Origin of the sequence: Saccharothrix carnea (genome assembly GCF_003014735.1) — a bacterium.
In the GTDB taxonomy this organism is placed as follows: Bacteria; Actinomycetota; Actinomycetes; order Mycobacteriales; family Pseudonocardiaceae; genus Actinosynnema; species Actinosynnema carneum.
This window is the reverse complement of the sequence record NZ_PYAX01000006.1, coordinates 101,591-127,182: the sequence shown is the minus strand read 5'-3', so window position 1 is coordinate 127,182 and position 25,592 is coordinate 101,591. Positions and strand designations below refer to the sequence as shown.

At 71.9% G+C, this 25,592-nt stretch carries 28 protein-coding genes; 15 read left to right on the top strand and 13 right to left on the bottom strand.

Annotated elements, in window-relative coordinates; translation table 11 throughout:
- Positions 1-36 precede the first annotated feature (36 nt).
- Genes B0I31_RS18775 through B0I31_RS18755 form a run of 5 tightly spaced genes read left to right on the top strand, consistent with a single transcriptional unit; the run spans position 37 to position 5,563 of the window.
- Positions 37-1,578, top strand: a complete 1,542-nt coding sequence (locus B0I31_RS18775) for an ABC transporter ATP-binding protein (RefSeq protein WP_106616697.1) — start codon at positions 37-39, stop codon at positions 1,576-1,578.
- A complete protein-coding gene (locus B0I31_RS18770) occupies positions 1,578-2,648 on the top strand; it encodes an ABC transporter permease (RefSeq protein ID WP_106616696.1) in 1,071 nt (356 codons plus the stop codon). Before B0I31_RS18775 ends, B0I31_RS18770 begins: the two co-directional genes overlap by 1 nt.
- The gene (locus B0I31_RS18765) at positions 2,645-3,910 is read left to right on the top strand and encodes an ABC transporter permease (RefSeq protein ID WP_106616695.1); all 1,266 of its coding nucleotides are present in this window, start codon (positions 2,645-2,647) and stop codon (positions 3,908-3,910) included. Before B0I31_RS18770 ends, B0I31_RS18765 begins: the two co-directional genes overlap by 4 nt.
- Positions 3,903-4,292 (top strand): cytidine deaminase, encoded by a 390-nt coding sequence (locus B0I31_RS18760; protein ID WP_106616694.1) that lies wholly within the window; start codon positions 3,903-3,905, stop codon positions 4,290-4,292. Before B0I31_RS18765 ends, B0I31_RS18760 begins: the two co-directional genes overlap by 8 nt.
- Positions 4,289-5,563 (top strand): thymidine phosphorylase, encoded by a 1,275-nt coding sequence (locus B0I31_RS18755; protein ID WP_106616693.1) that lies wholly within the window; start codon positions 4,289-4,291, stop codon positions 5,561-5,563. Before B0I31_RS18760 ends, B0I31_RS18755 begins: the two co-directional genes overlap by 4 nt.
- 227 nt (positions 5,564-5,790) lie before the next feature.
- Here the strand turns inward: B0I31_RS18755 and B0I31_RS18750 are convergent, their stop codons facing one another.
- Positions 5,791-6,999 (bottom strand): coiled-coil domain-containing protein, encoded by a 1,209-nt coding sequence (locus B0I31_RS18750; RefSeq protein WP_219910744.1) that lies wholly within the window; start codon positions 6,997-6,999, stop codon positions 5,791-5,793.
- Between the two features lie 408 nt (positions 7,000-7,407).
- On the opposite strand from B0I31_RS18750, the gene B0I31_RS18745 reads away from it, so the two are divergent.
- On the top strand, positions 7,408-8,478 hold the full coding sequence (locus B0I31_RS18745; RefSeq protein ID WP_106617035.1) for an adenosine deaminase: 1,071 nt from the start codon (positions 7,408-7,410) through the stop codon (positions 8,476-8,478).
- Positions 8,479-8,566: 88 nt separating this feature from the next.
- On the opposite strand, the gene B0I31_RS18740 is transcribed toward B0I31_RS18745, so the two are convergent.
- The 5 genes from B0I31_RS18740 to B0I31_RS18720 all read right to left on the bottom strand — a co-directional run bounded on the left by B0I31_RS18740 (position 8,567) and on the right by B0I31_RS18720 (position 12,222).
- The gene (locus tag B0I31_RS18740; protein WP_106616691.1) at positions 8,567-9,781 is read right to left on the bottom strand and encodes a primosomal protein; all 1,215 of its coding nucleotides are present in this window, start codon (positions 9,779-9,781) and stop codon (positions 8,567-8,569) included.
- A gap of 64 nt (positions 9,782-9,845) precedes the next feature.
- The gene (locus B0I31_RS18735; protein ID WP_106616690.1) at positions 9,846-10,361 is read right to left on the bottom strand and encodes a YbaB/EbfC family nucleoid-associated protein; all 516 of its coding nucleotides are present in this window, start codon (positions 10,359-10,361) and stop codon (positions 9,846-9,848) included.
- Entirely contained in the window at positions 10,358-10,735 is a 378-nt protein-coding gene (locus B0I31_RS18730) for a hypothetical protein (protein ID WP_106616689.1), read from the bottom strand. The genes B0I31_RS18735 and B0I31_RS18730 overlap by 4 nt, the downstream gene beginning before the upstream one ends.
- 4 nt (positions 10,736-10,739) lie before the next feature.
- A complete protein-coding gene (locus B0I31_RS18725; RefSeq protein WP_106616688.1) occupies positions 10,740-11,897 on the bottom strand; it encodes a C40 family peptidase in 1,158 nt (385 codons plus the stop codon).
- 1 nt (position 11,898) lies between these two features.
- Positions 11,899-12,222, bottom strand: coding sequence for a hypothetical protein (locus B0I31_RS18720; RefSeq protein WP_106616687.1), 324 nt, complete (start codon positions 12,220-12,222; stop codon positions 11,899-11,901).
- A 158-nt stretch (positions 12,223-12,380) separates the two neighbouring features.
- Between B0I31_RS18720 and B0I31_RS18715 the strand changes: the two genes are divergently transcribed.
- From B0I31_RS18715 to B0I31_RS18675, 9 genes are all read left to right on the top strand, one after another.
- The gene (locus B0I31_RS18715; protein WP_181320242.1) at positions 12,381-12,917 is read left to right on the top strand and encodes an SMI1/KNR4 family protein; all 537 of its coding nucleotides are present in this window, start codon (positions 12,381-12,383) and stop codon (positions 12,915-12,917) included.
- Positions 12,918-13,012: 95 nt separating this feature from the next.
- On the top strand, positions 13,013-13,609 hold the full coding sequence (locus B0I31_RS18710) for a type II toxin-antitoxin system antitoxin SocA domain-containing protein (protein WP_106616685.1): 597 nt from the start codon (positions 13,013-13,015) through the stop codon (positions 13,607-13,609).
- Between the two features lie 18 nt (positions 13,610-13,627).
- Positions 13,628-14,206 carry a Fic/DOC family protein gene (locus B0I31_RS18705; protein WP_106616684.1) on the top strand — a complete coding sequence of 193 codons (579 nt, stop codon included), beginning with the start codon at positions 13,628-13,630 and terminating at the stop codon, positions 14,204-14,206.
- A gap of 92 nt (positions 14,207-14,298) precedes the next feature.
- A complete protein-coding gene (locus B0I31_RS18700; protein ID WP_181320241.1) occupies positions 14,299-15,690 on the top strand; it encodes a choice-of-anchor A family protein in 1,392 nt (463 codons plus the stop codon).
- Between the two features lie 54 nt (positions 15,691-15,744).
- Positions 15,745-16,266 carry an RNA polymerase sigma factor gene (locus B0I31_RS18695; protein ID WP_181320240.1) on the top strand — a complete coding sequence of 174 codons (522 nt, stop codon included), beginning with the start codon at positions 15,745-15,747 and terminating at the stop codon, positions 16,264-16,266.
- The gene (locus B0I31_RS18690) at positions 16,263-17,024 is read left to right on the top strand and encodes a hypothetical protein (RefSeq protein WP_106616681.1); all 762 of its coding nucleotides are present in this window, start codon (positions 16,263-16,265) and stop codon (positions 17,022-17,024) included. The genes B0I31_RS18695 and B0I31_RS18690 overlap by 4 nt, the downstream gene beginning before the upstream one ends.
- A 14-nt stretch (positions 17,025-17,038) precedes the next feature.
- Positions 17,039-17,827, top strand: a complete 789-nt coding sequence (locus B0I31_RS18685; protein ID WP_425444373.1) for an ABC transporter ATP-binding protein — start codon at positions 17,039-17,041, stop codon at positions 17,825-17,827.
- Complete coding sequence (locus B0I31_RS18680; protein WP_106616679.1) at positions 17,824-19,149, top strand: hypothetical protein; 1,326 nt, start codon at positions 17,824-17,826, stop codon at positions 19,147-19,149. Before B0I31_RS18685 ends, B0I31_RS18680 begins: the two co-directional genes overlap by 4 nt.
- Positions 19,146-19,694: a hypothetical protein gene (locus B0I31_RS18675; protein WP_106616678.1), complete on the top strand. Its 549-nt coding sequence runs from the start codon at positions 19,146-19,148 to the stop codon at positions 19,692-19,694. Before B0I31_RS18680 ends, B0I31_RS18675 begins: the two co-directional genes overlap by 4 nt.
- 22 nt (positions 19,695-19,716) lie before the next feature.
- Here the strand turns inward: B0I31_RS18675 and B0I31_RS18670 are convergent, their stop codons facing one another.
- The 7 genes from B0I31_RS18670 to B0I31_RS18635 form a co-directional block, all read right to left on the bottom strand.
- Positions 19,717-20,583, bottom strand: a complete 867-nt coding sequence (locus B0I31_RS18670) for an aldehyde dehydrogenase family protein (RefSeq protein ID WP_106616677.1) — start codon at positions 20,581-20,583, stop codon at positions 19,717-19,719.
- Positions 20,576-22,003 (bottom strand): aldehyde dehydrogenase family protein, encoded by a 1,428-nt coding sequence (locus tag B0I31_RS18665; RefSeq protein ID WP_106616676.1) that lies wholly within the window; start codon positions 22,001-22,003, stop codon positions 20,576-20,578. The genes B0I31_RS18670 and B0I31_RS18665 overlap by 8 nt, the downstream gene beginning before the upstream one ends.
- 1 nt (position 22,004) lies before the next feature.
- Positions 22,005-22,970, bottom strand: a complete 966-nt coding sequence (gene deoC, locus B0I31_RS18660; RefSeq protein ID WP_106616675.1) for a deoxyribose-phosphate aldolase — start codon at positions 22,968-22,970, stop codon at positions 22,005-22,007.
- A 151-nt stretch (positions 22,971-23,121) separates the two neighbouring features.
- Positions 23,122-23,769: a DUF1707 SHOCT-like domain-containing protein gene (locus B0I31_RS18655; RefSeq protein ID WP_245950075.1), complete on the bottom strand. Its 648-nt coding sequence runs from the start codon at positions 23,767-23,769 to the stop codon at positions 23,122-23,124.
- 24 nt (positions 23,770-23,793) lie between these two features.
- A complete protein-coding gene (locus B0I31_RS18650) occupies positions 23,794-24,243 on the bottom strand; it encodes a hypothetical protein (RefSeq protein WP_106616674.1) in 450 nt (149 codons plus the stop codon).
- The gene (locus B0I31_RS18645; protein ID WP_106616673.1) at positions 24,240-24,407 is read right to left on the bottom strand and encodes a DUF397 domain-containing protein; all 168 of its coding nucleotides are present in this window, start codon (positions 24,405-24,407) and stop codon (positions 24,240-24,242) included. The genes B0I31_RS18650 and B0I31_RS18645 overlap by 4 nt, the downstream gene beginning before the upstream one ends.
- Positions 24,408-24,611: 204 nt before the next feature.
- Positions 24,612-25,592: a Gfo/Idh/MocA family protein gene (locus tag B0I31_RS18635; RefSeq protein WP_106616672.1), complete on the bottom strand. Its 981-nt coding sequence runs from the start codon at positions 25,590-25,592 to the stop codon at positions 24,612-24,614.

Here is a 25,592-nt window from a genome sequence, read left to right as displayed (position 1 = left end):
GCCCCGGCAGCTGCCGGAGATCACACGGAGCTTCCATTGAGCACTACGACCCCTGCCGTCGTCCTGTCGGGCATCACCAAGCGCTTCCCGGGTGTCGTCGCCAACAGCGACGTGCACCTCAGCGTGCAGGTCGGCGAGGTGCACGCGCTGTGCGGCGAGAACGGCGCGGGCAAGTCCACCCTGATGAAGATCCTCTACGGGATGCAGCAGCCCGACGAGGGCACCATCGAGGTGGCGGGTGAGCAGGTCCGGTTCCGCACGCCCGCCGACGCGATCAAGGCCGGCATCGGCATGGTGCACCAGCACTTCATGCTCGCCGACAACCTGACCGTGCAGGAGAACGTCGTCCTGGGGGCGGAGTCCCTGCACGGCATCGGCGGCAAGGCGCGCAAGCGCATCCTGGAGCTGGCCGACGCCACCGGCCTCACCGTCGACCCAGGCGTGCTCGTCGAACGCCTCGGCGTGGCCGACCGGCAGCGGGTCGAGATCCTCAAGGTGCTCTACCGGGGCGCCAAGGTGATCATCCTGGACGAGCCGACCGCCGTGCTCGTGCCGCAGGAGGTGGACGAGCTGTTCGCCACCCTGCGCGGCATGAAGGAGCAGGGGTTCACGTTCCTGTTCATCTCGCACAAGCTGGACGAGGTCCGGGCGATCGCCGACTCGGTCACGATCATCCGCCGCGGCACCACGGTCGGCACCGCCGACCCGAAGGCGGTCAGCTCTCGCCAGTTGGCCGAGATGATGGTCGGCAGCGAGCTGCCCAGCCCGGAGACCCGCGAGTCCACCGTCACCGACCGCGTCGTGCTCAAGGTGGAGAACCTGGGCCTGGTCGCGGCGGAGGGCACCCGGCCCGTCCTGGACGACATCGACCTGGTCGTGCGCGCGGGCGAGATCGTCGGCATCGCGGGCGTCGAGGGCAACGGGCAGACCGAGCTGGTCGAGACGATCATGGGCATGCGCAAGGCGCACCACGGCCGCGTGCTGCTCGGCGACCGGGACCTGACCAGGCTGGGCACGTTGGCCCGCCGTGAAGCGGGCATCGGCTACATCCCCGAGGACCGGCACCGCCAGGGCCTGCTGCTCACGCAGCCGCTGTGGGCCAACCGCATCCTCGGCCACCAGACCCGCCGCCCCGTGTCGAACGGCCAGTGGCTCGACCTCGCGGGCGCGAAGCAGGACACCAAGCGCATCGTCGAGGACTTCGACGTGCGGACACCGGGCATCGACGTGGCCGCCGTCGCGCTGTCCGGCGGCAACCAGCAGAAGCTCGTGGTCGGCCGTGAGCTGTCCGGCGACCCCGTGCTGCTCATCGCGTCGCACCCGACGCGCGGCGTGGACGTCGGCGCGCAGGCGCTGATCTGGGACGAGATCCGCAACGCCCGCGCCCGCGGCCTGGCCGTGCTGCTGATCTCGGCGGACCTGGACGAGCTGATCGGCCTCTCCGACACCATCAGGGTGATGCTGCGCGGTCGGCTGGTCGCGGACGCCGACCCGGCCACGGTCACCCCGGAAGACCTCGGCAGTGCGATGACGGGCGCCACGAGCGCCGAGCAGGCGTCGGAATCGGAAGGCGAGTAATGGGAATCTTGCGCGGCAAACTGCTGCCGCCCGTGCTGGCGATCCTGTTCTCCGCCCTGCTGTGCGGTATCGCGCTGGTGGTGTCCGGCGCGAACCCGCTGCAGGCGTTCGGGGTGATGTTCGCGCAGGTCGGTGAGGGCACCACCGCGGTGGACATCATCAACAGCACCGGCACCTACTACATCGCGGCGCTGGCGGTGGCGATCGGGTTCCAGATGAACCTGTTCAACATCGGCGTCGAGGGCCAGTACCGGGTCGCGGCGGTCGTCGCGGCCGTGGTCGGCGGCTCGATCGCACTGCCGCCCGGCATCCACGCCCTGGTGATCATCCTGACCGCCGCCGTCGCGGGCGCGCTGTGGGCCGCGATCCCGGCGATCCTCAAGGTGACGCGCGGCGTCAACGAGGTCATCTCCACGATCATGATGAACGGCCTGGCGCTCGGCCTGGCCGCGTACCTGATCGGCGCGGACGTGTTCGGCGAGCTGCGCGGCAACAACATCCGCACCCCGGAGATCCCGGAGAGCGGCTGGGTGCCCGGCATCCCGTTCGGCTCGTCCGGCACGGTGTTCGGCCTGGTGTTCCTGGCCGCCCTGCTGGGCATCGGCTACTGGGTGATGATGAACCGCACCCGGTTCGGCTTCGAGCTGCGGGCGTCCGGCGAGTCGTCCACGGCCGCCGCCGCGGGTGGCGTGAACGCCAAGAAGATGGTGCTGATCGCCATGCTGCTCTCGGGCGGCATCGCGGGCCTGGTCTCCATGCCGGAGATCCTGGGCCGCGACCACACCTACAACCTGAACTTCCCGGCGGGCATCGGGTTCTCCGGCATCGCGATCGCGCTGCTCGGGCGCAACCACCCGGGCGGCATCGCGTTCGGCGCGCTGCTGTGGGCGTTCTTGGACAAGTCGGGTCTCGCGCTGGACAACGTCGGCGTGCCCCGGGAGATCGTGACGATCATGCAGGGCGCGATCGTGCTGTCGGTCGTCGTGGCCTACGAGGTGGTCCGCCGGTTCGAACTGGCCGCTCAACAGCGGCAGGTCGGCCGGCAGCTCGGAACGGTGGATGCGGCATGAGCACTTCTTTGATGAACCCGTCCGAGGCTCCCTCCACCGTTCCGCCGCCGCGCAAGGCGCGTCGGATCCCCGGTTGGGCCGTCGGTGCCCTCGGCGTGGCGGGCGCGGTCGTGCTGCTGTCGACCACGTCCTACCTGACCGACGTGCCGCAGCTGACGTCCACCGGCACCATCCAGACCGCCGTGCGGCTCGCGCTGCCGATCCTCCTGGCCGCTCTCGGCGGCCTCTGGGCGGAACGCGCGGGCGTGGTGAACATCGGCCTCGAAGGCATGATGATCATGGGCACGTGGGGCGCGGCCTGGGCCGGCTACCAGTGGGGCCCGTGGGCGGCACTCGTCGCGGCGGCCGTGTTCGGTGCCCTGGGCGGCCTCTTGCACGCCATCGCCACCGTGACGTTCGGCGTGAACCACATCGTGTCCGGCGTGGCGATCAACCTGCTCGGCGCCGGCCTGACCAAGTACCTGTCCACGCTGATCTTCTTCCCGCTGTCGAACAACCCCCGCGAATCACCCGCGGTGCCGAAGTTCGACACGTACTCGGCCTCCGGGCTCTCCGACTGGCTGGGCGAACTCGAAGCACAGCAACGAGTGGGCCTGTCCGACGTCGCCGGCATCCTGCGCGGCCTGGTCACCGGCGTCTCGCCGCTCACCATGCTGGCGATCCTGCTGGTGATCGGCAGCTACCTGGTGCTCTGGCGCACCCGGTTCGGCCTGCGCCTGCGGTCGTGCGGCGAGAACCCCGTCGCCGCCGAATCCCTCGGCGTCAACGTCTACTGGTACAAGTACGTCGCCGTGATCGGCTCCGGCGCGCTGGCCGGCATCGGCGGCGCGGCCCTGGTGCTCAACCCCGGCCAGCCCGGCTACCTGGAAGGCCAGACGAACGGCCGCGGCTTCATCGGCCTCGCCGCCATGATCTTCGGCAACTGGCGCCCCGGCGGTCTCCTGGGCGGCGCGGCCCTGTTCGGCTACGCGGACGGCCTGCAACTGCGCTCGGGCGGCAAGACGTTCCTCGCCCTGATCTACGGCGCCGTCCTGCTGCTCGTGGTCATCGTGATCTGGCAGCTCGTCCGCCGCCGCTGGTTCGCCGCCGCGTTCGGCATCCTGGCCGCCGGCCTGCTGTACGCGGTGTACTACTCGGTGGACGAGGTGCCCAGCGAGTTGACGACGTACGCGCCGCACCTGGTCACCCTGATCGTCCTCGCGGTCGCGTCCCAGCGATTGCGCATGCCCGCGGCGGACGGCGTGGTGTACCGCCGTGGTTGACGTCGACTGGGACCTCCTGCGGACCCGCGCCGTCGAGGCCGCCCAGTCCGCCTACTGCCCCTACTCGGGACTTCAGGTGGGGGCGGCGGCGCTGTGCGACGACGGCCGGATCGTCGTCGGCTGCAACGTGGAGAACGCCGCCTACGGCGTCGGCCTGTGCGCCGAGTGCACGCTCGCCGGCCAGTTCGTGCTCACCGGCGGCGGCAGGCTCGTCGCCCTGGCCTGCCGCAGCGGCACGGGTGAGCTGCTGATGCCGTGCGGCCGGTGCCGCCAGGTGATCTACGAACTCGGCGGCGCACCGTGCCTGATCGACACCCCGTCCGGCATCCTGCCGATGAGCAGGGTCCTGCCGGACGCCTTCGGCCCGGAGGACCTGCCATGACCCACACCGCAGTGGACGTGATCCGGACCAAGCGCGACGGCCACCGCCTGACCGACGACCAGATCGACTGGGTCGTCGACGCCTACACCAACGGCGTCGTGGCCGACGAGCAGATGTCGGCGCTGGCCATGGCCATCTTCCTCAACGGCATGGACTCCACCGAGACCGCCCGCTGGACCAAGGCCATGGTCGACTCCGGCGAGAAGCTGACCCTGGACGTGGGCCGGCCCACCGTCGACAAGCACTCCACCGGCGGCGTCGGCGACAAGATCACCCTCCCGCTCGCACCCCTCGTCGCCGCCTGCGGTGCCGCCGTACCCCAACTCTCGGGCCGCGGTCTGGGCCACACCGGCGGCACCCTGGACAAGCTGGAGTCCATCCCCGGCTGGCGCGCCCAGCTCTCCGTGGACGAGGTCGTGGCCCAACTGCGCTCGGTGGGTGCCGTCATCTGCGCCGCCACCACCGGCCTCGCCCCCGCCGACAAGAAGCTCTACGCGCTGCGCGACGTGACCGCCACCGTCGAGTCGATCCCGCTGATCGCCTCGTCGATCATGTCCAAGAAGATCGCCGAGGGCGCCGAGGCCCTCGTCCTGGACGTCAAGTTCGGCTCGGGCGCGTTCATGAAGTCCCCCGACCAGGCCCGCGCCCTGGCCACCGCCCTGGTCTCCATCGGCACCGACCACGGCCTGCGCGTCTCGGCGCTGCTCACCGACATGTCCGTCCCCCTGGGCAACGCCGTGGGCAACGCCGTCGAGGTCGCCGAATCCGTCGAAGTCCTTCGCGGCGGGGGCCCGCGGGACGTCATCGACCTGACCATCGCCCTGGCCGACGAAATGCTGTCCCGCGCGGGCATCACCGCATCCCCCCGCGACGTCCTCGCCTCCGGTGAGGCCTACGAAACCTGGGCCAGGATGATCCGCGCCCAAGGCGGCGACCCGGACGCCACCCTCCCCACCGCCAAGCACAAACACCTCGTCACCGCCCCCGCCGACGGCTACCTGACCACCCTCGACGCCTACGCCGTGGGCGTCGCCGCCTGGCGCCTGGGCGCCGGCCGCGCCCGCAAGGAAGACCCGGTCCAACCGGCCGCCGGCATCCTCTGCCTGGCCAAACCGGGCGACCGCGTCACCAAGGACCAACCACTGCTGGAACTGCACACCGACACACCGGACGCCATCCCCGCAGCCCTGCAATCGCTCACCAACGGCTACGAAATCGGCGACACCCCACCCCCGATCACCCCACTGATCCTCGACACCATCCGCGGCTGACAGCAGTCCGCCGAGCCACTTCCGGCGAAGAAGAAGCCCTCGCCCAGCACCAAGGCGAAGGTTGCTGCGGTCCGCGGACGGACCTCGCGCGCGGCCCCGAACGTGAAGGCGACCATCAGCTCTCGTCGCAGGGCGGCCGGGAAGAACTGAGGGCGGCACCGAGAAGGCCCGTGCACCGAAAAACCCGGCCCGCACAAGCGGACCGGGCTTTTCGGACCTACCAGCGATCAGGCGCCCTCGGCCGTCAGGTCGTCGTCGTCCACGTTCCGGTTGTCACCCGGCTTGGGCCCGTTCTTCCGGGTCCGCCGCTGCGGCCTCGGCAACGCGGTGGGCGGTGGAGGCGGCGTGGGCGAACCCCCGCCCAGGATCAGCTCGGCGAACGTGGCCATCGCCTCGTCCAGCTGACCACCGATGCGCAGCTCCGACTCCTGGTTGCTCTTGCGCACCAACCCGGCCAGCGAATCCGCGTCCGGCCGCGTCGACAGCGTGCCCTCGACCTTGGCGATGCCCTGCTCCACGACACCCGACAGCTCGCCGAGCCGGGCCGCGAAGTCGTCCTCCACCGAGTCGAGCCGGGTCGCCATGGTGTCCAGCCGCGACGTCACCTGCTCCAGGCGCTGCGCCAGCGCCTCCAACCGGTCGGTCGAGTCGACCTGGTCGCGGGTCTCGTCCAACGCCGCGTGCAGCGCCTCGCGCGCCTCGTCCAGCTTGCCCGTCAACGTGCTGCGCGTGTCCGCCAACGACGACGTCAACGTCTCGCGCGTCTCGTTGATCCCCGCGTGCAGCCCGTCGCGCGTGCTGTTGATGTTGTCGCGCGTCTCGTCCAGCCGCACGTTCAAGCCGTTCGCGGACTCCGTGACCGACCGCTGCAACGCCTCGCGCGTGCCGTCGAGGTGCTCGTGCACGCCCTCGTCGACCTCGTCCAGCCGACCGCGCAGCGCGGCCTCCAGCGCCTCGATCCGCTCCCGCAGCGGCCCGGTCACCGCGGCCGGCACCTGGTCGACCTTGCCGTCCTGCTTGTCCAGGTGGCCGTCGAGGTCGTCGATGCGCTTGTGGATGTGGGAGAGCTTGTCCTCCAGGCCGTCCATCCGCCCGGCGACGCCCTCGAACCGGCCCGCCACCCCGTCGAGCCGACCGTCGAGCTGCGCGAACGGCTTGGCGAGCTTGTCGACCAGGCCTTCGACGGCCCGCCCGATGCTCTGCACCGCGTTGTCCTGCGCCTCCAGCCTGGACAGCGCCTCGTCCAGCCGCTCGGCCAGCACGCTGACCTCGGTCCGGTCGGGCAGCTCGGACAGGCGCTTGCGAACGGAACCCAGCGATTCGAGCGGGGACATCCGCGCGTGGATCTCGTCCAGTGCGTCGAAGATCTGCTGCTGTTCGCTCTCACGGATCTCCGCGGCGCGCGTGAGCATGTTGCGCATCCGATCGAAGGACATCGTGGAGTTGCTGTTCTCGTTCACGGCTCGGGTGCCTTCGTCCAGGGGAGGGGAGACCTCCGGGAGCCTAACCAGGTTGGGCCGGTGGGCAGTAGCGCCCCCCGACCGGAACCGCCTGGATCGACCTTGCGTGTACTCCGTTGGAGTGACCGCCGCCGACCCTACCTCAAGGTAACCGGCAGCGCGCCTGTGACTGCTCCGCGTGAGCATCCGCCGTGTGAGTGACTAAAGCCGGGCTACCAGTAGCGCAAAGTTCTGCATCACGAGTGCACAACGGCTTCAGTGGGGCGATTGCGACACCCGACCGAGTGGTTCTGAACACACCCGGTGACCCGGGGATGATCGTACCGCGTCATGATCATCGCAGGTGGGAACGACACGGCGTGTCACCGGTATACGGTGACCGCCATGTCCACCCCGCTTACCGAGGAGAACCTTCGCCGCGCGCCGAAGGTCCTCCTGCACGACCACCTCGACGGTGGCCTCCGCCCTCAGACCGTGATCGAGCTCGCCGACGCCTGCGGCCACCAGGGCCTGCCCACCACCGACCCGGTCGCGCTCGGCGAGTGGTTCCGCGACAACGCCAACTCCGGCTCGCTGGTCCGCTACCTGGAGGGCTTCGCGCACACGTGCGGCGTCATGCAGGACGAGGCCGCGCTGGTGCGGGTCGCTGCCGAAGCCGTGCAGGACCTGGCCGCGGACGGCGTCGTGTACGCGGAGATCCGCTACGCGCCCGAGCTGTTCACCGACCAGGGCCTGGCCATGGAGCAGGCCGTCGAGGCGGTGCAGGAGGGCTTCCGGCAGGGCGAGGCGGCGTCCGGCGGCCGCATCAAGGTCGGCACGCTGCTGTGCGCGATGCGCCAGAACGACGGCTGGCAGCGCATCGCCGACCTCGTCGTCCGCTACCGGGAGTCGGGCGTGGTCGGCTTCGACATCGCCGGGCCCGAGGCCGGGTTCCCGCCCAGCAAGGAGCTGTCCGCGTTCGAGTACCTGCGGCAGCAGAACGCGCACTTCACCATCCACGCCGCCGAGGCCGCGGGCGCCGAGTCGGCGTGGGAGGCCGTGCAGCTCGCGGGCGCGGAGCGGCTGGGCCACGGCGTGCGGCTGGCCGAGGACATCAAGGACGACCAGGTCGGGCCGCTCGCCGCGTACGTGCGCGACCGGCGCATCGCGCTGGAGATGTGCCCGACGTCGAACGTGCACACCGGCGCGGTGGCGTCGCTGGCCGACCACCCGATCAAGCGGATGGCCGACCTCGGCTTCCGGGTCACCGTGAACACCGACAACCGGCTGATGAGCATGGTGTCGATGACCGGCGAGTTCGCCACCGTGGTCGAGAACTTCGGCTTCGGCTGGGACGACCTGCGCAAGTTCACCGTCAACGCCGCGAAGGGCGCCTTCATCTCGCACGAGGAGCGCCGCGCGCTCATCCAGGACGTCATCGAGCCGGCCTACGCCGCCCTCGGCCAGCCGCAGTAACGACCGCGACCGCACAAAGCAGAGGTCGCGGGCTCCGATGGCTGCCCGCGACCTCTGCTGCTCCGCACGACCCCGCAGGGCCGAGTGCCTAGTGCACCTTGAGCCGGTCCTCGAACGCCGCCACCAGCGTCCGCCACGCCACCTGCTCGTCGTCGAACGGCGCGCTGGGCGCCAGCCGCGTCGGGTCCGGCTTGAGCACGTACGACACCAGCCACCCCAGCCGCTCGGACTGGTTCAGCGCCACCTTCACGGTGTCGTCGTTGGCCCACTCGCCGGTGTCCTCCAGCAGTTCGACCACGAGGTCGAGCTGGGTGGGGTCGATGGCGTCGGGGCCGTCGGCGATGTCCTCGTCCAGGCCGGTGAGCACGTAGACGTTGTCCGGGTCGACCTCGACCTCCAGGTCGCCGCCGGTCGCCTTGGTGACCAGCTCGCCCCAGGTCGACACCTCGGCCAGGTCGTTGTCGTCGGCCTCGACGATGAACCGGGCCAACGCGCGCGGCGACGTGAACACGTCGATCTTGCCCTTGCGACCGAGGAACACCGGCTGGTCGTCGAGGTAGCAGCGCAGCGTGTAGTACTCGCCCGCGCCACTGATGATCTTGATCGGGTCGATGCCGACCTCACCCCAGAAGCCGACCGGCTCGTCGCCGTCCTCGTCGTCCTCGTCCTCCGAGGCCGATGCCGCCGCGGCGGCGTTGGCCTCCTCGAACTCGGCCAGCTCGTCCTGCGCGGCCTTGAGCGCGGTCTCGTCGACCTCCGGCGTGGTCACGACCTCGTCGATCGCGTCCAGCACCTCGTCCCACTTCTCCGCGACGACCTGGGAGATCTCGGTCCACAGCGCCTGACCCTCGCGGCCGGTGAACGGCAGCGTGCCCTGCGGCAGCAGCGCGAAGCCCTCCGCCGAGTCCAGGATCTCGTGGACCTTCTCCAGCTCGCAGACGTCCGCCAGCGACCGCACGATCGAGATCACGTCGGCCAGCTCGCCGATGACCCACGTGTCGGGCTCCTCGGCGACCAGCTCGGGCACGCCGACCAGGTCGAACTGGTGGTTGTCGTCCGGCGACAGCTCACCGACCGACAGCGCGGGCACCACGTGCCACGCCGGGTGGTCGGTCAGGTCGTGCTCTTCGGTCTTGCGCACGAACGCCGCCAAGTGCGCGGCATCGGGGAACGCGTACAGGTCCTCCTCGTGGCCGAGGAAGGCTTCCCACTCCTCGCCCTCTTCCCGCCAGCGCGGGGCCCACAGGGTGACCACATCACCCTGGGTGAGCCCCAGCTCGATCGGGACGATGTCCTGTGCCATCCGACCTCCCGGTCACGCCATGCCCCTTTGCGATGCGGGGCAAGAGTACGGGGTCGATCACGCGCTACTGCCGTTGACCACGGAAAGGGTCCGCGAAGTAGTCGTCCTCGTCCGTTTCCTCGGGTCGGGGACGAGCCGCGGCGCGGCCCTTCACCTGGTCCGCCCAGGGCGGCCGGTGCGTCCCCGGCGCCTCCCTCGGCGCTTCCACCGGGGCCGTGACCAGGGCCTGAGGCGCCTGCGCGTCCTGTGCGGCCTTGAAGGGCGGCGGCCCGGCGAACGCCTCCACCGCCATGGCCAGGCCGTCGCCCAACGACTTGGCCAGCTCGTTGTAGCTCTTCTGCACGGCCGCGTCCGTCGCCAGCTGCGCCGTCTCCACGACCAGCCTGCCGACCGCGTCCGGACCCTGCGCCAACGCGTTCGGGTGCAGGTCGAGCGCCTTCAGCTCACCCGTCGCGGTCGCGGTGGCGCGGGCCAGGCGGGTCGGGTGCTCGGCGCTGCCGGTGGTCCGGGCCAGCACTTCGGTCAGGCCTTCGGCCGCCGCGAGCCGCTGTTCGGTCGCGAGCCCCTGCTCCTGCGTCACCGCGGACCCCTCAGGTACGTACCGTCGAAACCGCCGTCGTCGTCCGGCCCGCGCTCGAAGCCGATCTCGGCCAACGCCCGCACCGCCGCCGGGTCGGCCACCCGTTCCAACGTCCGGTGCAGGCGCGTGGCCGCGTCCCGGGAAGCCCGCGCCGACACGCGCAGGATCTCGTCCGCCAACGCCCTCGGTCCCATGTTCAACGCCGATGGCGACACGCGCACCTCCCGCGGCGGTCCGCCGGGTGCGGTGACGACCGTGACCGCGTCGTCGGGTGACGACGCCCGGCCGAGCACCGGCCCGGTGCGCGCCGCGTGCTCGGCGACCTGCCGCTCGGTGTCGGCGACCCGCCGGGCCGCCCGCTGCGTCTCGTCCACGTCCTCAGCCCGTCGGTCGGTAGAAGCCCATGAAGCCCATGCCGCTGTTGCTCGTGCGGATGGGGTTGACCTGCACCGGGTCGCCCGCTTCGACCATCTGCCCGTTGCCGATCACCATCGCCACGTGGCCGTCCCAGACGACCAGGTCGCCGGGCAGCAGCTGGCCCGGCGGCACGGACGCGCCCATGGCCTGTGACGACGCGGGCCGCGGGATGTCGAACCCGGCGCCCCCGTACGCCCACTGGGTCAGGCCGCTGCAGTCGGTGCCCTGGGGCGGGTTCGCGCCGCCCCACACGTACGGGGTGCCCAGGGCGGACAACGCGTTGCGCACGGCACGTGCGGCGGTCTCGTTGGGCGCTTCGGCGGAGCTGCCGTCCGGCAGGTTCACGCCGACGCCGGTGCCGGGCTGCGGCGGGATGGCCACGGGCAGGCGCGGTCCGACCGCACCGCCTCCGCCGCCACCACCGCCGCCCCCACCACTGCCTCCGCCCCCACCACCGCTGCCGCTCCCACTACCTCCACTACCGCCGCTGGACGACGAAGACCCGCCGCTGTCGCCCGCGGACGACGTGGACGTCGTGCCGCCGCTCTCCGCGCCCAACGGGTCACCGATCCCGGCGAAGTCCGGCTTCTGCAACGCCTGGAGCTGCCCGACCACGGCGGTCAGCTCACCGCGCACCTTCTCCAGCTCCTGACCGGTCCTGCCCTCGTACTCGCGGGCCTTCGCGGTCACCTCCGCCGCCACCGCGAGCACCGCGCCGATACCGCCGAACACCCCGGCCGCGACCGCCGCCGCCAACCGGGGCCACGCCCAGCCGGTGAACTCGTCGATCAGCCCTTGGATCGCGGTCTTGCCGGCGTTCACCGCGTTCACCGCCGTGGTGGCCGCCTGCTGGGTGGCCGTCGCGTTGCGCGCCAACGTGCCGACGCCACCGGAGAACGCGGTGACGCGGGCCTGGAACGCGTTCGCCTTCTCGCCGTACCAGTCGCTCATCGCGGTGTTGGCCGCGCCCGTGTGCCTGCTGTCGAGCTCGGTCAACGCCGTGGCCGCCCGCCCGAACGCCTCCGCCGCGCTCGTCGCGCCGCCGGTGTCGCCCTCCAGCTTGGCCAGGTGGTCCTTCATCGGCTGGACCAGAGCCGCCAGGAAACCGCCGACGTCCACGTCAGACCTGCGCTGCCCGGCCGAGGTCGGCGCTGTTGCGCGCCTCCTGCTCCTGGTACGCCCGGCCGGTCCGCTGCACCTCTGCGCCGAACGCCGACAACGCGGCCGAAGCGGCGGCCACACCGTCCACTTGGGCCTGTGCCGCGCTCTGGAACGCCGCGCCGAGGCCGACCTCGTCGCCGATCCCGCCGAAGCTGCCCGCCGCCGGCGATGTCGTGCCCGCCAACGTGGACGTGCCGACCGCCCCGACCTCGCTCGCCAGACCCGCCGCCGTGCTGCCGTACGCCGACAGCGCCGCGGTGTCGACGCCGAAACCCCGTTCCACCCTCGTCCCCCTCTTGGTGCCGTGCGACGGCGATCCTGCCCCATCCGCCGGCCGGCTGTGCGGCGTTCGGCCAGATCCTGCCCCGATGAGCGGTACCGGCGGCGGTGCCGTCACCTGATCATGTGCATGTGGGTGTTTTGCGCCATTGGGAACGGATTGTGGCGTGGCTGGACGACCACGCCCCCTTGACCGGATCGGCGTTCGTGCCCCCTGAGGACGGCGCCGCGGTCGAGGCGTTGGCGGTCGCCTGCGGACTGGAGCCACCCGCCGAGCTGCGCGCGTGGTGGGCCGTCTGCGGCGGGACCGCCGACCTGGCGTTCGCCGAGGTGCTGCCGCCGTTCTACACACCTCTCGGCCCGTCCAACGCGCTGCGGTCGTGGCGGTTGAAGGAGCGGTTCTGGCCCGCGGACCTCGGCACTGAGGCGGGTACGCCGACGAGGGGCTTCCACCCGATGTGGCTGCCGATCGCGTTCGACGGGTGCGGTGACGCGTTGGCGCTGGACCTGCGGCCGGGCGTGCTGTCGGGGTGCGTGGTCGAGTGGGACCGCGAGGCGGGCGAGATGCTCAAGCCCGAGTGGACCAGCCTGGACGAGATGCTGGACCAGGTCGCCACGGCCCTGGAGCACCGCAGCCGGCTCGGCCACTGCGAGCCGCTGGTCACCACCGACGGCCGGTTGGGCTGGTGCACGAACTGACCGGGCCGACCAACTCCCGCCCGAACGCCCGACCCTGCGGCGCCGATCTCCGGTAAGATGAGTAGTCCCAGCTCAGAGCACTCGCGGGAGGTGGCATGGCGGACGTCCACGATGTTGCCGCGGCCGTGCTCGACGCCACCGGGCCCGAGTCGCCGATGAAGCTGCAGAAGCTGCTCTACTACGCGCAGGCGTGGCACCTGGCCCGCTACGACGAGCCCTTGTTCAACGCCCGCATCGAGGCGTGGCGGCGAGGTCCGGTCGTGCCCGAGGTCTACTTCCGCCACCAGGGCCGGTCCGAGGTGTGTGCCTGGGAAGAGGGCGACCCGGGCGGGCTCACCGAACGCGAGCGCGGCGTCGTGCGGTCGGTGGTCGAGCGGTACGGCCACTTCAGCAGGCACGAGCTGAGCGACATGGCGCACGACGAGGAGCCGTGGCGGGCGGCGCGGGGCGACCTGCCGGAGTCCGAGCCCAGCAGCACGCCCCTCTCGCACGCGGTCATGGCGCGGTACTTCCGCCGCCTGACCAGCGACCCCGAGCTGGCGGTGGCCGAGGCGGTCGCGAACGTCCGGCTCGAGGGCCAGGACGTGTCGGAGGACGCGGTCCACGCGGCCAGGCAGGTCGCCGCCGGCCGGTTGGGCGCCGACGACGCCGTGGCCCGGCGGATCGAGGCGTTGCTGTCGAGGCGTTGCTGAAGTCGTGAACCCCCGGTTGTGAACACCGAGGACCCGTACGTCGATCCCGGTTCCGGAGTGCTGGTCAACCTCCTCGGTGTGACCGACGCCGACGTCCTGCGCCGGATCGAGGCCGAAGTCGTCGTCCTGCGCGACGCGGAGCTGAAGGTGTCCACCCTGCCCGGTCGGTTCGACCTGGCGCACCTGCGCGCGTTCCACCGCCGCCTGTTCGGTGACGTCTACCCGTGGGCCGGTGAGCTGCGGCGGGTCGACATCGCGCGGACCTCGCTGTTCGCGCACTGGCGGCACGTCGAGTCCTACGGCGAGCACCTGTTCGACCGGCTCCGCGAGGAGCGGCACCTCGCCGACCTGGGCCGTGAGGCGTTCGTCGACCGGTTCGCCCACCACTTCGCCGAGGTCAACGCGCTGCACCCGTTCCGGGAGGGCAACGGTCGCGCTCAGCGCGCGTTCTTCTGGCAACTGGCGCTGCACGCGGGGTGGCGGGTCGACTTCGCCGCGCTGGACGTGGACAAGTTCCACCGGGCCTGCCGGGAGAGCATGACCGGCGGCAGCGACACGTTGCGCGAGCTGTTCGACGGGGTCACCGGACCGGCCTGAGCCGTCCACCCGATGGGGTGATCGAAAATGCCGATCCGCGCGCGTTGATGTTTCGTGTCAGGCAGCCCGCACCCCGCCGTCAGGAGCCTGACATGCGCATCGGTCGTGTTCGGAGTGGCCGCGTGGCGGCAGTCGGGTTGGCGGCGCTGGCCGCGGCGGCGGTCCTCTCCCACGCGCCCGCCGCCGGCGTGACCGCGGTGCTGAACCCGCTCCGCCCGGTCGCGCCGGACGACGTGTACGCCGATCCCAGCCACGGGTTCCTCGTGCTGATCGAGGGTGACGCCGAACTGCACGACAACGAGACCGAGGGACCGGTCGCGATCGGCGGTGACGTCCGGTTCACCGACTACCGGGCGGGCCTCAACAACCCGGGCACGTACGTGCTCGACGGGGACACCCGGCCGACCAGCCTGGTCGTCGGCGGCCAGGCCGACTTCGCCGGCAGCGGCACCGGCACGGTGACCGTGCTGAACAACTCCTACGCCAAGATCGGCGACCTGGCGAACGCGGACGTGCTGCCCTCCGGCGGGGTGACGCACGTCGTGCCGAACGGCGCGGCCGCGGGCAGCGTGCCCGCGGTGCGGGTGAACACCTCCCAGTCCGCCGAGTCGGTCGGCGGGCCGCACGGTTTCGACTTCGCGTCCCTGTTCGCCACCTACCGGGACGTCAACGCGGACCTGTTCGCGTGCCCGTCGACGGTCGTGCTGCGGGACCAGAACGGCCAGGGGACGTGGAACGGGACCGACCCCAACGCCACCATCGGGCTCGTGCCGGGGCAGAACGTGCTCACCCTGACCGCGGCGCAGCTGGACACCCTGGACAACATCAACCCGGTCAACGGGATGTCGCAGCCGGGCGACGACGCCTGGTTGATCGTCAACGTGGTGGTCGAGGGCGACTACGCGTTCTCGCCGCCGCAGGTGAGCTGGCAGGGCAACGGGCCGTCGCGGCACGTGCTGTGGAACTTCACCACCTCGGGCACCATCACGCTGCCTGCCGGGTCGCCCACGGTGTGGGGCACGGTCTACGCGCCGAACGCCGCGCTGGTCGACCTCAGCGCGTCCAACATCGAGGGCGCGGTCGTGGCGCGGACGGCGGTCATGGGCGGGGTCTCCAAGGGCGGCGAGATCCACTACGCGCCGTTCGACGACATCGCGACGACCTGCGAAGACGTCACGCCGACGACCACCACCACGACCACCACCACGACCACCACCACGACTACGGCTACGGCTACCACGGAGCCGACCACCACGACTGCGCCGACCACGACCGCGTCGACCACCACCGGTGCGCCGACCACGTCGACCACCACCGTGGACGGGATCGGCGGTGGCACGGCCCCGCACGAGCCGGGCTCCGCGCCGCTCGCCACCACGGGCGCGCCGGTCACCGGCTTCCTGGTGCTGGGCGGCTCCCTGGTGCTGATCGGCGCGGGTGCCCTGGTGCTGACCAGGCGTCGTGCGTTCCGCTCCGGCAAGTGACGCAGATCACATCAAGGTGAGAACCGTTTCCCGGGTTCCAGCGTCTTGCCGGGTGTGAACGAGGAGCAGCTGGTCCGCGCGGTGGCCCGTGGCGACCGCGCGGCCTTCGAGGAGCTCTACCGCCGCACGTCGCCGTGGCTGGCCGTGCGCCTGCGCCGCCGGTGCGCCGACGAGCAGGTCGTCGCCGAGGTCATGCAGGAGACGTACCTGGCCGTGTGGCGGGCGGCGGGGTCGTTCGCGGGTGCGGCGGTCGACGGCACGGCGGTCGGGTGGCTGTGGACGATCGCGGCGCGGCGGCTGGTCGACGCGTTCCGCCGGCGTGCGCACCAGGCGTGGCCGCTGCCGGTGGCCGCGGCCGCGCCCGCCGCCGAGGACGAGGTGCTGGCGGGCGCGTTGAGCGACGACGTCGGTGGCGCGCTGCGCGACCTGGCACCCGAGTTGCGGCAGGTGTTGCAGGCGATGGTGCTGGACGGGCTGACCGTGCGGGAGACCGCGGTGCTGCTCGGGGTGCCCGAGGGCACCGTGAAGACCCGCGCCCGGCGGGCCCGGATCGCGATGCGGGAGGCACTGTCATGAGCGAGCACCCGACCTCCGGGTCGATCGCCCGGTACGCGTCCGGCGATGAACTGCCCGCCGACGTGCTGTGGGCCGTCGAGGCGCACCTGGAGACGTGCCAGACGTGCCGGCTGCGCCTGGCCGACGCGGCTCCACCGCAGGTCACGGCATTGACGGCGGCGGTGTGGGCGGAGATGGCGCCGACCGGGGCACCGGTACGCCGACGCCACCGGCTCGTGCGGTGGGCCACGCCGGCGTTGGCGCCGTGGCTCGCCATGACGGCGTTCGTGGTGCTGGCGGCGGTGGCACTGGACGGTGTGCTGCCCACGTCGTCCGCGGTGCTGCTGATCGCGCCGATCGTGCCCGTGCTGGGTGTCGCCGTGGCCTGGTCGCGGGGCGTGGACCCGGCCCACGAGCTGGTCGTGTCCACGCCCCGGGCCGGGCTGCAACTCGTGCTGCGGCGGACGTTCGCGGTGCTGGTGGTGGTGCTGCCCGCGTTGCTGGTCGGCGGGTGGCTGACGGGCGCGTCGCCCGCGTACTGGCTGCTGCCGTGCCTGGGGGTGACGGCGACGGCGCTCGCGCTCGGCGGCGTGATCGGCCTCCGCCGGGCCGCGATCACCGCGGCCTCCGCGTGGGTGCTGCTGGTGATCGGCCCGGCGGTGGTCGTCGGCGGTGTGCCCGGTGTGCTGGCACCGGGTGCGGCACCGGTCTGGGCGGCGGTGCTCGTCGGGGGCGCCGCCGCCGTGTTCTTCAGGTCCGCGGCCTACGCGCGGCTGTGATGGAGGGAGGGCTCGTGGCACGTGTGGTGGACGCGGCGGAGGTCGCGCCGACGGGGTACGCCTGGCAGGTCGAGGCGACGGGGTTGCGGGTGCGCGCGGGGCGGACGATGGCCGTGGACGGGCTGGACCTGCGGCTGGGCCGCGGGGTGCACGGGCTGCTCGGGCCGAACGGCGCGGGCAAGACCACGCTGATCCGGTCGCTGGCGACCGTGCTGCGGCCCGCGTCCGGGACTTTGGAGGTGCTGGGCGAACCGGTGTCCGGCCGGCTGGACCTGCGCCGGGTGCGGCGCGCGCTCGGCTACCTGCCGCAGGACTTCGGCTACTACAAGCGGTTCACCGTGCGGGAGTTCGTCGAGTACGTGGCGTGGCTCAAGGAGATGCCCAAGCGGGACGTCCCCGGCGCGGTGCAACGGGCCGTCGAACGGGTCGGGCTGGCCGACCGCGCCGACTCGAAGCTGAAGACGCTGTCCGGCGGCATGGTCCGGCGGGCGGGCATCGCGCAGGCCATCGTGAACGACCCCGAGGTGCTGCTGCTGGACGAGCCGACCGCCGGGCTGGACCCCGGTCAACGGGTCCGCTTCCGGGAGCTGGTGCAGGAGCTGGGCTCCGACTCGTGCGTGGTCGTGTCGACGCACCTGGTCGAGGACGTCGCGGCGGCGTGCACCGACGTGGTGCTGATCGACAAGGGGCGGTTGGTGTTCCAGGGCACGCCCGACGAGCTGGCCGCGGTCGGCGGGCCGGACGACGTCGGCGACAGCCCGATCGAGCGCGGCTACTCCGCGCTGCTGGGCGGTGCCTGGTGAGGATCCTCGGGATCGAGCTGAGGCGGACCGCGGCGCTGGTCCTCGGTGTGCTGACGGTGGTCGTCGTGGTGGGCATGCTGCAGTGGGGTCCGTCGACGAAGAACAGCGCCGCGTGGTCGCGGCAGTGGTCGACGATGGCCGAGTGGGTCCGGTTCATGCTCATGATCGCCTGGCCGCTGGTGCTGGGCGGTGGCGCGGTGCAGGGCCTGCGGGACCGGCGGTCCGGCGTGGACGAGCTGTTCGGCTCCACGCCGCGGCCCCGTGCCCACCGGGTCGCGTGGACGCTCGGCGCGGTGGCGACGGCGCTGGTCGCGGCGTACGCGGTGGTGCTCGTGGTCGGCGCGGCGCAGGTCGTGTCGGCGACGGACTACTTCCACCTCGGCTGGCTGCCGGTCACGGTGGTGGGCGTGGTCGCGCTGGTCGGCGCCGCGGCGTTGGGCATGGGGCTGGCCAGGCTCGTGCCCTCGGTGCTGACGCCGCCGCTGCTGGCGGTCGGCGGGCTGGTGCTGATGTCGTTCGGCCTCGGGCCCGAGCAGGCCGAGCTGGGCTGGACGCTGCTGCTGCCGTCGTTGCAGATGCCGGTGACCGTGTACGCCTCCGTGCCGGCAGCGGTGAGCGCCGTGCAGTTGCTCTGGTTCGCCGCGCTGGCGGTGACGGGGTTCCTGCTGGTGCTGCGGCGGTGGGCGGCGGTGCTGCCCCTGCTGGTGGCCGGCGCGGTCGCGGTGCCGTTGATGCCCATGTCGGCCGTGGCGCGGGACGAGGTGGCGGCGGAGCTGGTGTGCGTCGAGCAGTTGTGCCTGACGCGGGCGCACGAGCACGAGCGGGCGGCGTTGGCCGGGCCGGCACGGGAGGCGTTGCGGCTGCTGGCGAGGCTGCCGTCACCGCCGACGTCGGTGCGGGAGGTGGCCGCGGCGGTGCGGGGCAACCCGGAGCGCGGTCCGGAGTCGACGGACGCCGTGTGGGTGAACCTGGACGACTTCACCTACTTCCGCCGTGAGCCGCTGACAGCCGAGCAGGTGACGGCGTACCTGGTGGCCGGCGCGGGCACGCGGACCTGCTACGGCGACCGCATCCCCCGCGAGGTGAGCCGCGAGGTGGCGGCGCGCACGGTGATGACGGCGTGGCTGACGGGCCGCGTGGAGCCGCTGCCGTCCTTCCGCGCGTGGTTGGGCGAGGACATCGACGCCCTGACCGAGCGGGCCTGGGCGCACCTGCGCGCGGTGCCCGAGCCCGACCAGGCGGCCAGGGTCCAGGCGGCCCGCGAGGTGCAGGCCGCGTGCGCCGGTGACGCCCTGACCACCCTCACCGGGGGTGCCGCGTGACGGCGCGCCTGCTGCTGCTCTACGCGCGATCGAGGCAGGTCCCGGCCGCGGCGGCCACCGTCGTGACCGGCTTCGCCGCCCTCGCCCTGCTGGACGGCGGCCCTCACGTGACCGCGTTCGCGGCGGCGCTGGGCACGGCCGTCGTCGCGACCGGCCTCGGCGGGCACGACCTGGCGCTGGACCGCACGGCCGCGTTCGGCTGGCCGCCCCGCCGCGCGGCGCACCTGCTCCTCGGCGGCGCGGTCGTCACCGCACTGCTGCTCGCCGCCGGCCTGGTCGCGGAGCACGCCTTCGTGCTGCGCGACGTCGTCGGCCTCGGTGGCCTGGCGGCGCTGGCCGCGGTGGTCCTCGGCGCACGCGCCGCCTGGGCGCTGCCGGTCGGCTGGACCGGCGTCACGCTGGTCGTCCCACCCGGCGCGGACTGGCCGACCCGCCTGCTGACGTGGCCGGTGCAGCCGACCGGCACGACCTCGGCCACGGTCACCGCGGTCGTGCTGGGCTGCACCGGCCTGCTCTCCTACAGCTGGTTCGGCTGCCGCCGCTAGCCGGGCGGCAGCCGGGCAACCGTCACACCCCGATCGGGTGCCAGACCGTCTTCGTCTCCAGGAACGCCCGCAACCGCGCCAGGCCCGGCTCACCGGTGAAGTCCTCCGCCGGACGCGCCCGCAGCACGCGCTTCACCGTCCCAGCCGCCGCGCGCTCCAGGTCCGCCCGCGCCGACTCCGGCGCACCGGTCAGGTCCAGCGCGTTCACGTCCGCGTGCGACGCGAGCCACGGCGCGATCTCCGCGGTGCGCCCGGTCAGCACGTTCACCACCCCTCCGGGCAGGTCGGACGTCGCCAGCACCTCCGACAGCGTCACCGCGGGCAACGGCCGGTCCTGCGAGGTCACGACCACCGCCGTGTTGCCGGTCGCGATCACCGGCGCCACCACGCTGATCAACCCCAGCAGCGACGACTCCTGCGGCGCGAGCACCGCCACCACACCGGTCGGCTCGGGCACCGAGAACGAGAAGTACGGCCCGGCCACCGGGTTCGACGCGCCCAGCACCGTGGCGACCTTGTCGGTCCACCCCGCGTACCAGACCCACCGGTCGATCGCCGCGTCCACCAGCGACTGCGCCTTCTTCGCCGGGACGCCCTCGCAGGCCGCGACCTCGGCGGCGAACTGCTCCCGCCGACCCTCCAGCACCTCGGCCACCCGGAACAGCACCTGTCCCCGGTTGTACGCCGTCGCACCCGACCAGCCCGCAAACGCCTTGCGCGCCGCCGCCACCGCGTCCCGGGCGTCCTTGCGCGAACCCTGCGCCGCGTTGGCCAGGAACCCGCCGTTGGCGTCGACCACCGGGTACGACCGGCCCGACTCCGAGCGCGGGAACGCCCCGCCGATGTAGAGCTTGTACGTCTTCGTGACCGCGATCCGGTTCTCAGACATCGAGGTACGCCTCCAGCCCGGTGCGACCGCCCTCGCGGCCGAAGCCCGACTCCTGGTAGCCGCCGAACGGGGCGGTCGGGTCGAAGCGGTTGAACGTGTTGGCCCACACCACGCCGGCGCGCATCTTCTGCGCCGCCCACAGGATGCGCGACCCCTTCTCGGTCCAGATCCCGGCCGACAGCCCGTACGGCGTGTTGTTCGCCTTGGCCACGGCCTCGTCCGGCGTGCGGAACGTCAGCACCGACAGCACCGGCCCGAAGATCTCCTCGCGCGCGATCCGCATCGCCTGCGACACGTTGGAGAACACCGTGGGCGCGAAGTAGAAACCCTTGTCCGGCAACGGGCACGCGGACGTCCAGCGCTCGGCGCCCTCGGCGTCGCCCGACTCGACCAGCTCCTGGATCTTCGTCAGCTGCTCGCGCGAGTTGATCGCGCCGACGTCGGTGTTCTTGTCCAGCGGGTCGCCGACGCGCAGCGTCGACACGCGCACGTGCAGCTTCTCCAGCAGTTCGTCGGCCACCGACTCCTGCACCAGCAGCCGCGAGCCGGCGCAGCACACGTGACCCTGGTTGAAGAAGATGCCGTTGACGATGCCCTCGACCGCCTGGTCCAGCGGCGCGTCGTCGAACACGATGTTCGCCGCCTTGCCGCCCAGCTCCAGGGTGAGCCTGCGGCCGGTGCCCGCCAGCTGCCGCTGGATGATCTTGCCGACCTCGGTCGACCCGGTGAACGCGACCTTGTCCACGTCGGGGTGCGACACGACGGCCGCGCCGACGTCACCCGCCCCGGCGAGGATGTTCACCACACCGGGTGGCAGGTCGGCCTGCTGGATGATCTCCGCCAGCACCAGCGCCGTCAGCGGCGTCGTCTCAGCGGGCTTGATCACCACCGTGTTGCCGGTCGCCAGCGCGGGCGCGATCTTCCACGCCGCCATCAGCAGCGGGAAGTTCCACGGGATGACCTGGCCGACCACGCCGAGCGGGCGCGGGTCCGGGCCGTAGCCCGCGTAGCCGAGCTTGTCCGCCCAGCCCGCGTGGTAGAAGAAGTGCGCGGCGGCCGTGGGCACGTCCACGTCACGTGATTCCTTGATGGGCTTGCCGTTGTCCAGCGACTCCAGCACCGCCAGCTCCCGCGCGCGCTCCTGGATGAGCCGGGCGATGCGGAAGATGTACTTGGCGCGCTCGGCGCCGGGCATCCTGCCCCAGACGCGCTCGTAGGCGCGTCGGGCGGCCTTGACCGCCTTGTCGACGTCCGCCTGACCGGCCGTGGAAACCTCGGCGAGCACTTCCTCCGTGCCGGGGTTGACCGTCTTCAGCGGGTCACCGGCGCCTTCGACGAACTGGCCGTCGATGAACATCCGGTAGTTCGGCTTGAGGTTCGCGATGTCCCGCGATTCGGGCGCGGGCGCGTATTCCCACATGTCAGTCCACCGTCACGTAATCGGGGCCGCTGTAGTGGCCGGCCAACTGGGTGCGCCGCTGCATCAGCAGGTCGTTGAGCAGCGTGGAGGCACCGAAGCGGAACAGGGTCGGGGTCAGCCACTCCGGTCCCGCGACCTCGTGCACCGCGACCAGGTACTTGATCGCGTCCTTGGTCGTGCGGATGCCGCCGGCGGGCTTCACACCGCGGAGTTCGCCCGTCTGGGTGTGCCAGTCACGGACGGCCTGCAGCATCACGTGCGTGACGGGCAGCGTCGCCGCGGGGGAGACCTTGCCGGTGGACGTCTTGATGAAGTCGCCGCCCGCGAGCAGGCCGAGCCACGACGCGCGGCGCACGTTGTCGTAGGTCGCGAGTTCGCCGGTCTCCAGGATGACCTTGAGGTGCGCGTCCCCGCAGGCGTGCTTGACCTGCACGATCTCGTCGAACACCTGCCCGTACCGGCCGGACAGGAACGCGCCCCGGTCGATCACCATGTCGATCTCGGTGGCGCCCGCGTCGACGGCGTAGGCGGTGTCCTCCAGCTTCACCTTCAGGCTCGACCGGCCGGACGGGAACGCGGTGGCGACGCTGGCGATGTCGATACCGGTGCCCCGCAGCTCCTCGACCGCCGTCTCGACCATGTCCGGGTACACGCAGACGGCGGCGACCCGGGGCACGTCCGGGTGATCGGGGTCGGGCCGCCGCGCCTTCGCCGCGAGCGACCGCACCTTGCCGTGGGTGTCGGCACCTTCCAGCGTGGTCAGGTCGACCATGGAGATGGCGGTGTCGATGGCCCACTGCTTCGAGGCCTTCTTGATGCTTCGGGTGCCCAGACCGGCCGCGCGCTGTTCGACGCCGACCTGGTCCACACCGGGCAGTCCGTGCAGGAACCGGCGCAGCGACGCGTCGTCGCGGACGGCGTCCGCGAGCGCCGGGGGCAGCGACGGCGATGTCGATGGAGCAGCCATGACGCCGAGTCTAGGCGGAATGGGACGGCCGTCCTAAGTGAGCGACTTCGGGCAGGTCAGCCCACGTGCGGCGGCTTCGTGACCTCGTCCTCCACGGCCCGCGCACGCCTGCCGGACGGCCTGGTCACGACCTCAGCGGCTCGAACCGGTACTAGCCCTCCAGCTCGTCGTACTTGTGCCCCTTGAGCTTCTTCTTCTTCGGCCGCTTCACCTCGACCGCGCCCATCATCGCGAAACCGGTGATCCGCACGACCGGCCCGCCGGGGATCGTCGGCGCGCCCTTGTGCGTGGCGTCCTCGAACGCGCCCATGAAGCCGATGCCGTCGACCCGGACGGTGATGTCCTCCGGCACGATGATCTCCACCGCGCCCATGAGCGCGTAGGCGTTGATCGTCGTCTCGCCCTCCGCGAAGCGCGCCCGGGTCAGGTCCAGCTCGACACCGCCCATGAAGGCCACCGCGGTGTGCGTCGGCGGCACGACCCACTCACCCCGCCGCTCCACCCCCGACCAGAACGCGAACGAGACCGTGGAGCCGGGCGTACCGCCGATGCGGTTGGCCGGGAGGCTCTGCTGCAGCGGCATGGGCATGACGGAGGGGCCGGACACGCCCAGGTCGGCGGTCAGCGGCACCAGCTCGCCGTAGGTCTTGGCCGCGTACACCGCCGCCAGGCGTTCGTCCAGCTCGTGCAGGTCGAGCCTGCCTTCGCCGTGCGCCTGTTGGAGCACCTGGGCGACCTTTTCGCGGTCGGCGTCCGAGGCACGCATCTGACGGGGGTCCGGCACCAGCTCGTCGCTCACACGGGTGAGTCTAGGAGAGGTTGTTCACGTTCCTGTCGCGACGAGCACGAGTTCACCGGATTTCAGGTCCAGGTACGCCGACGCGTACCAGCGCTCGTGGGCGAACGCGGCGTCCAGCGCCTCCCCGGTCAGGAACGGCCCGTCCGGCAGCCTCCCGCGCATGCCCTCCACCACGTCCGGGGACTTGCCCTGGTCGGTCGGCGCGTACGCCGCCCGGACCCGCTCGACGTCCGCCGCCGACAGCGTGACGACCGCGTCGATCCAGTACGTGGACGGCCCGGGCACGTCGGCGCGCCCGAACGCGCCGGACATCCACCGTGCCGCCGAGGGCGCCCCGAGCACCGGGAAGCGCGTGATGAGCGGATCCAGGTCGGTCCGCACCTCCTCCGGCCCCCACTTCACCGCCGGCTGCTGCTCCTGACCCTGGCACCCGACCAACACCACGGCCGCGATGAGCGCGACAACCCACTTCACCGGACGAAGACCGACCAGTTCACGTCGCCGGAGAAGACCACCGGGCCTTCGGGGTTCTTGGAGTCGCGGACGGCCGTGCGGTCGGCGACGTGGGCGATCTCGACGCAGTTGGCTTGACCGCTGCTGCGGCTGCTCTTGCGCCGACGTGCGTTGGTGAGGTCCATCGAGTGCACTCCTCGCATCACGTCGACTTGCCGATGAGCTCGGCGATGAGCCCGATCGACTACTCCGGGGACGACGCCAAGGCACGCAGCTCCTGCCAGGCAAGCCTAGCCTCGTCGAGATGGCGCTCCTCTTCCAGGAAAGTGCTCGTGCTCCGGCTCTCCACGCAGACCAGACCGGGCTGGTCGGCGAACCTGGCGGCTGCGTCAGGTCGGTTGACGCACCGGCAGCCCCGCCGCGCGGTAGATGTCGTCCACGACCCGCATCGTGGCCACCGCGTCGTCCGCCGTCGTCGGGAACGGCTTGCCGTGCAGCACCGCGTCGGCGAACGCCTCCAGCTGGTACTCGTACGACGGCCGCCGGTCGAACCGCTCGACCCGGCGGTGGCCGTTCAGCTTGACCGTGAGCCGGTGCCCCGCCTGCGGCGCGAAGGGGTTGAACACGCGCATCTCCCCGTTGGCGCCCAACACCTTCGCCGACAAGCGCAGCAACGAGCGCGACCACATCGACGCCACCACGGTCCCGGTGTGCCCCGCAGGGAACTTCAGCTCCGCCCGCATTGCCCGGTCGACGCCGTCACCCCTCAGCAACGCCCGCGCCGACTTCACCTCCGGCTCGCCACCGAGGTACCTGACCATGTTCACCGCGTAACAACCGGCGTCCATCAACGCCCCACCGGCCAAGTCCAGCGAGTACCGGATGTCGCTGAACCGCGGCAGCGGGAACGCGAGCCGTGCTTCCACGTGCCGCAGTTCACCCAACTCCGCGACCACTTCCGGCAACCGCAGCGCCAGCGGGTGATACCGGTAGTGGAACGCCTCCATCACCACCAGCCCACTGCTCTTCGCCGCCGCCGCGACCTCCGCCGCCTCTTCCGCGTTGGCCGCGAACGGCTTCTCGCACAACACGTGCTTCCCGGCCGCCAGCGCCGCCAACGCCCACTTCCCGTGCAACCCGTTGGGCAGCGGAATGTAGACGGCATCCACCCCGGGATCGTCCAACAGCTCTTCGTACGACCCGTGCACCCGCGGGATCCCGTACCGGTCCGCGAACTTCCGCGCCCGCCCGACCTCCCGCGCCGCCACCGCCGAAACCTCGACCGACGCCACCGCCCGCCCCGGCCGAACCACCGCCGCCGGCACGATCCGCGCCGCCCCAAGCACCCCGATCCGCACGTGGTCGGTCAT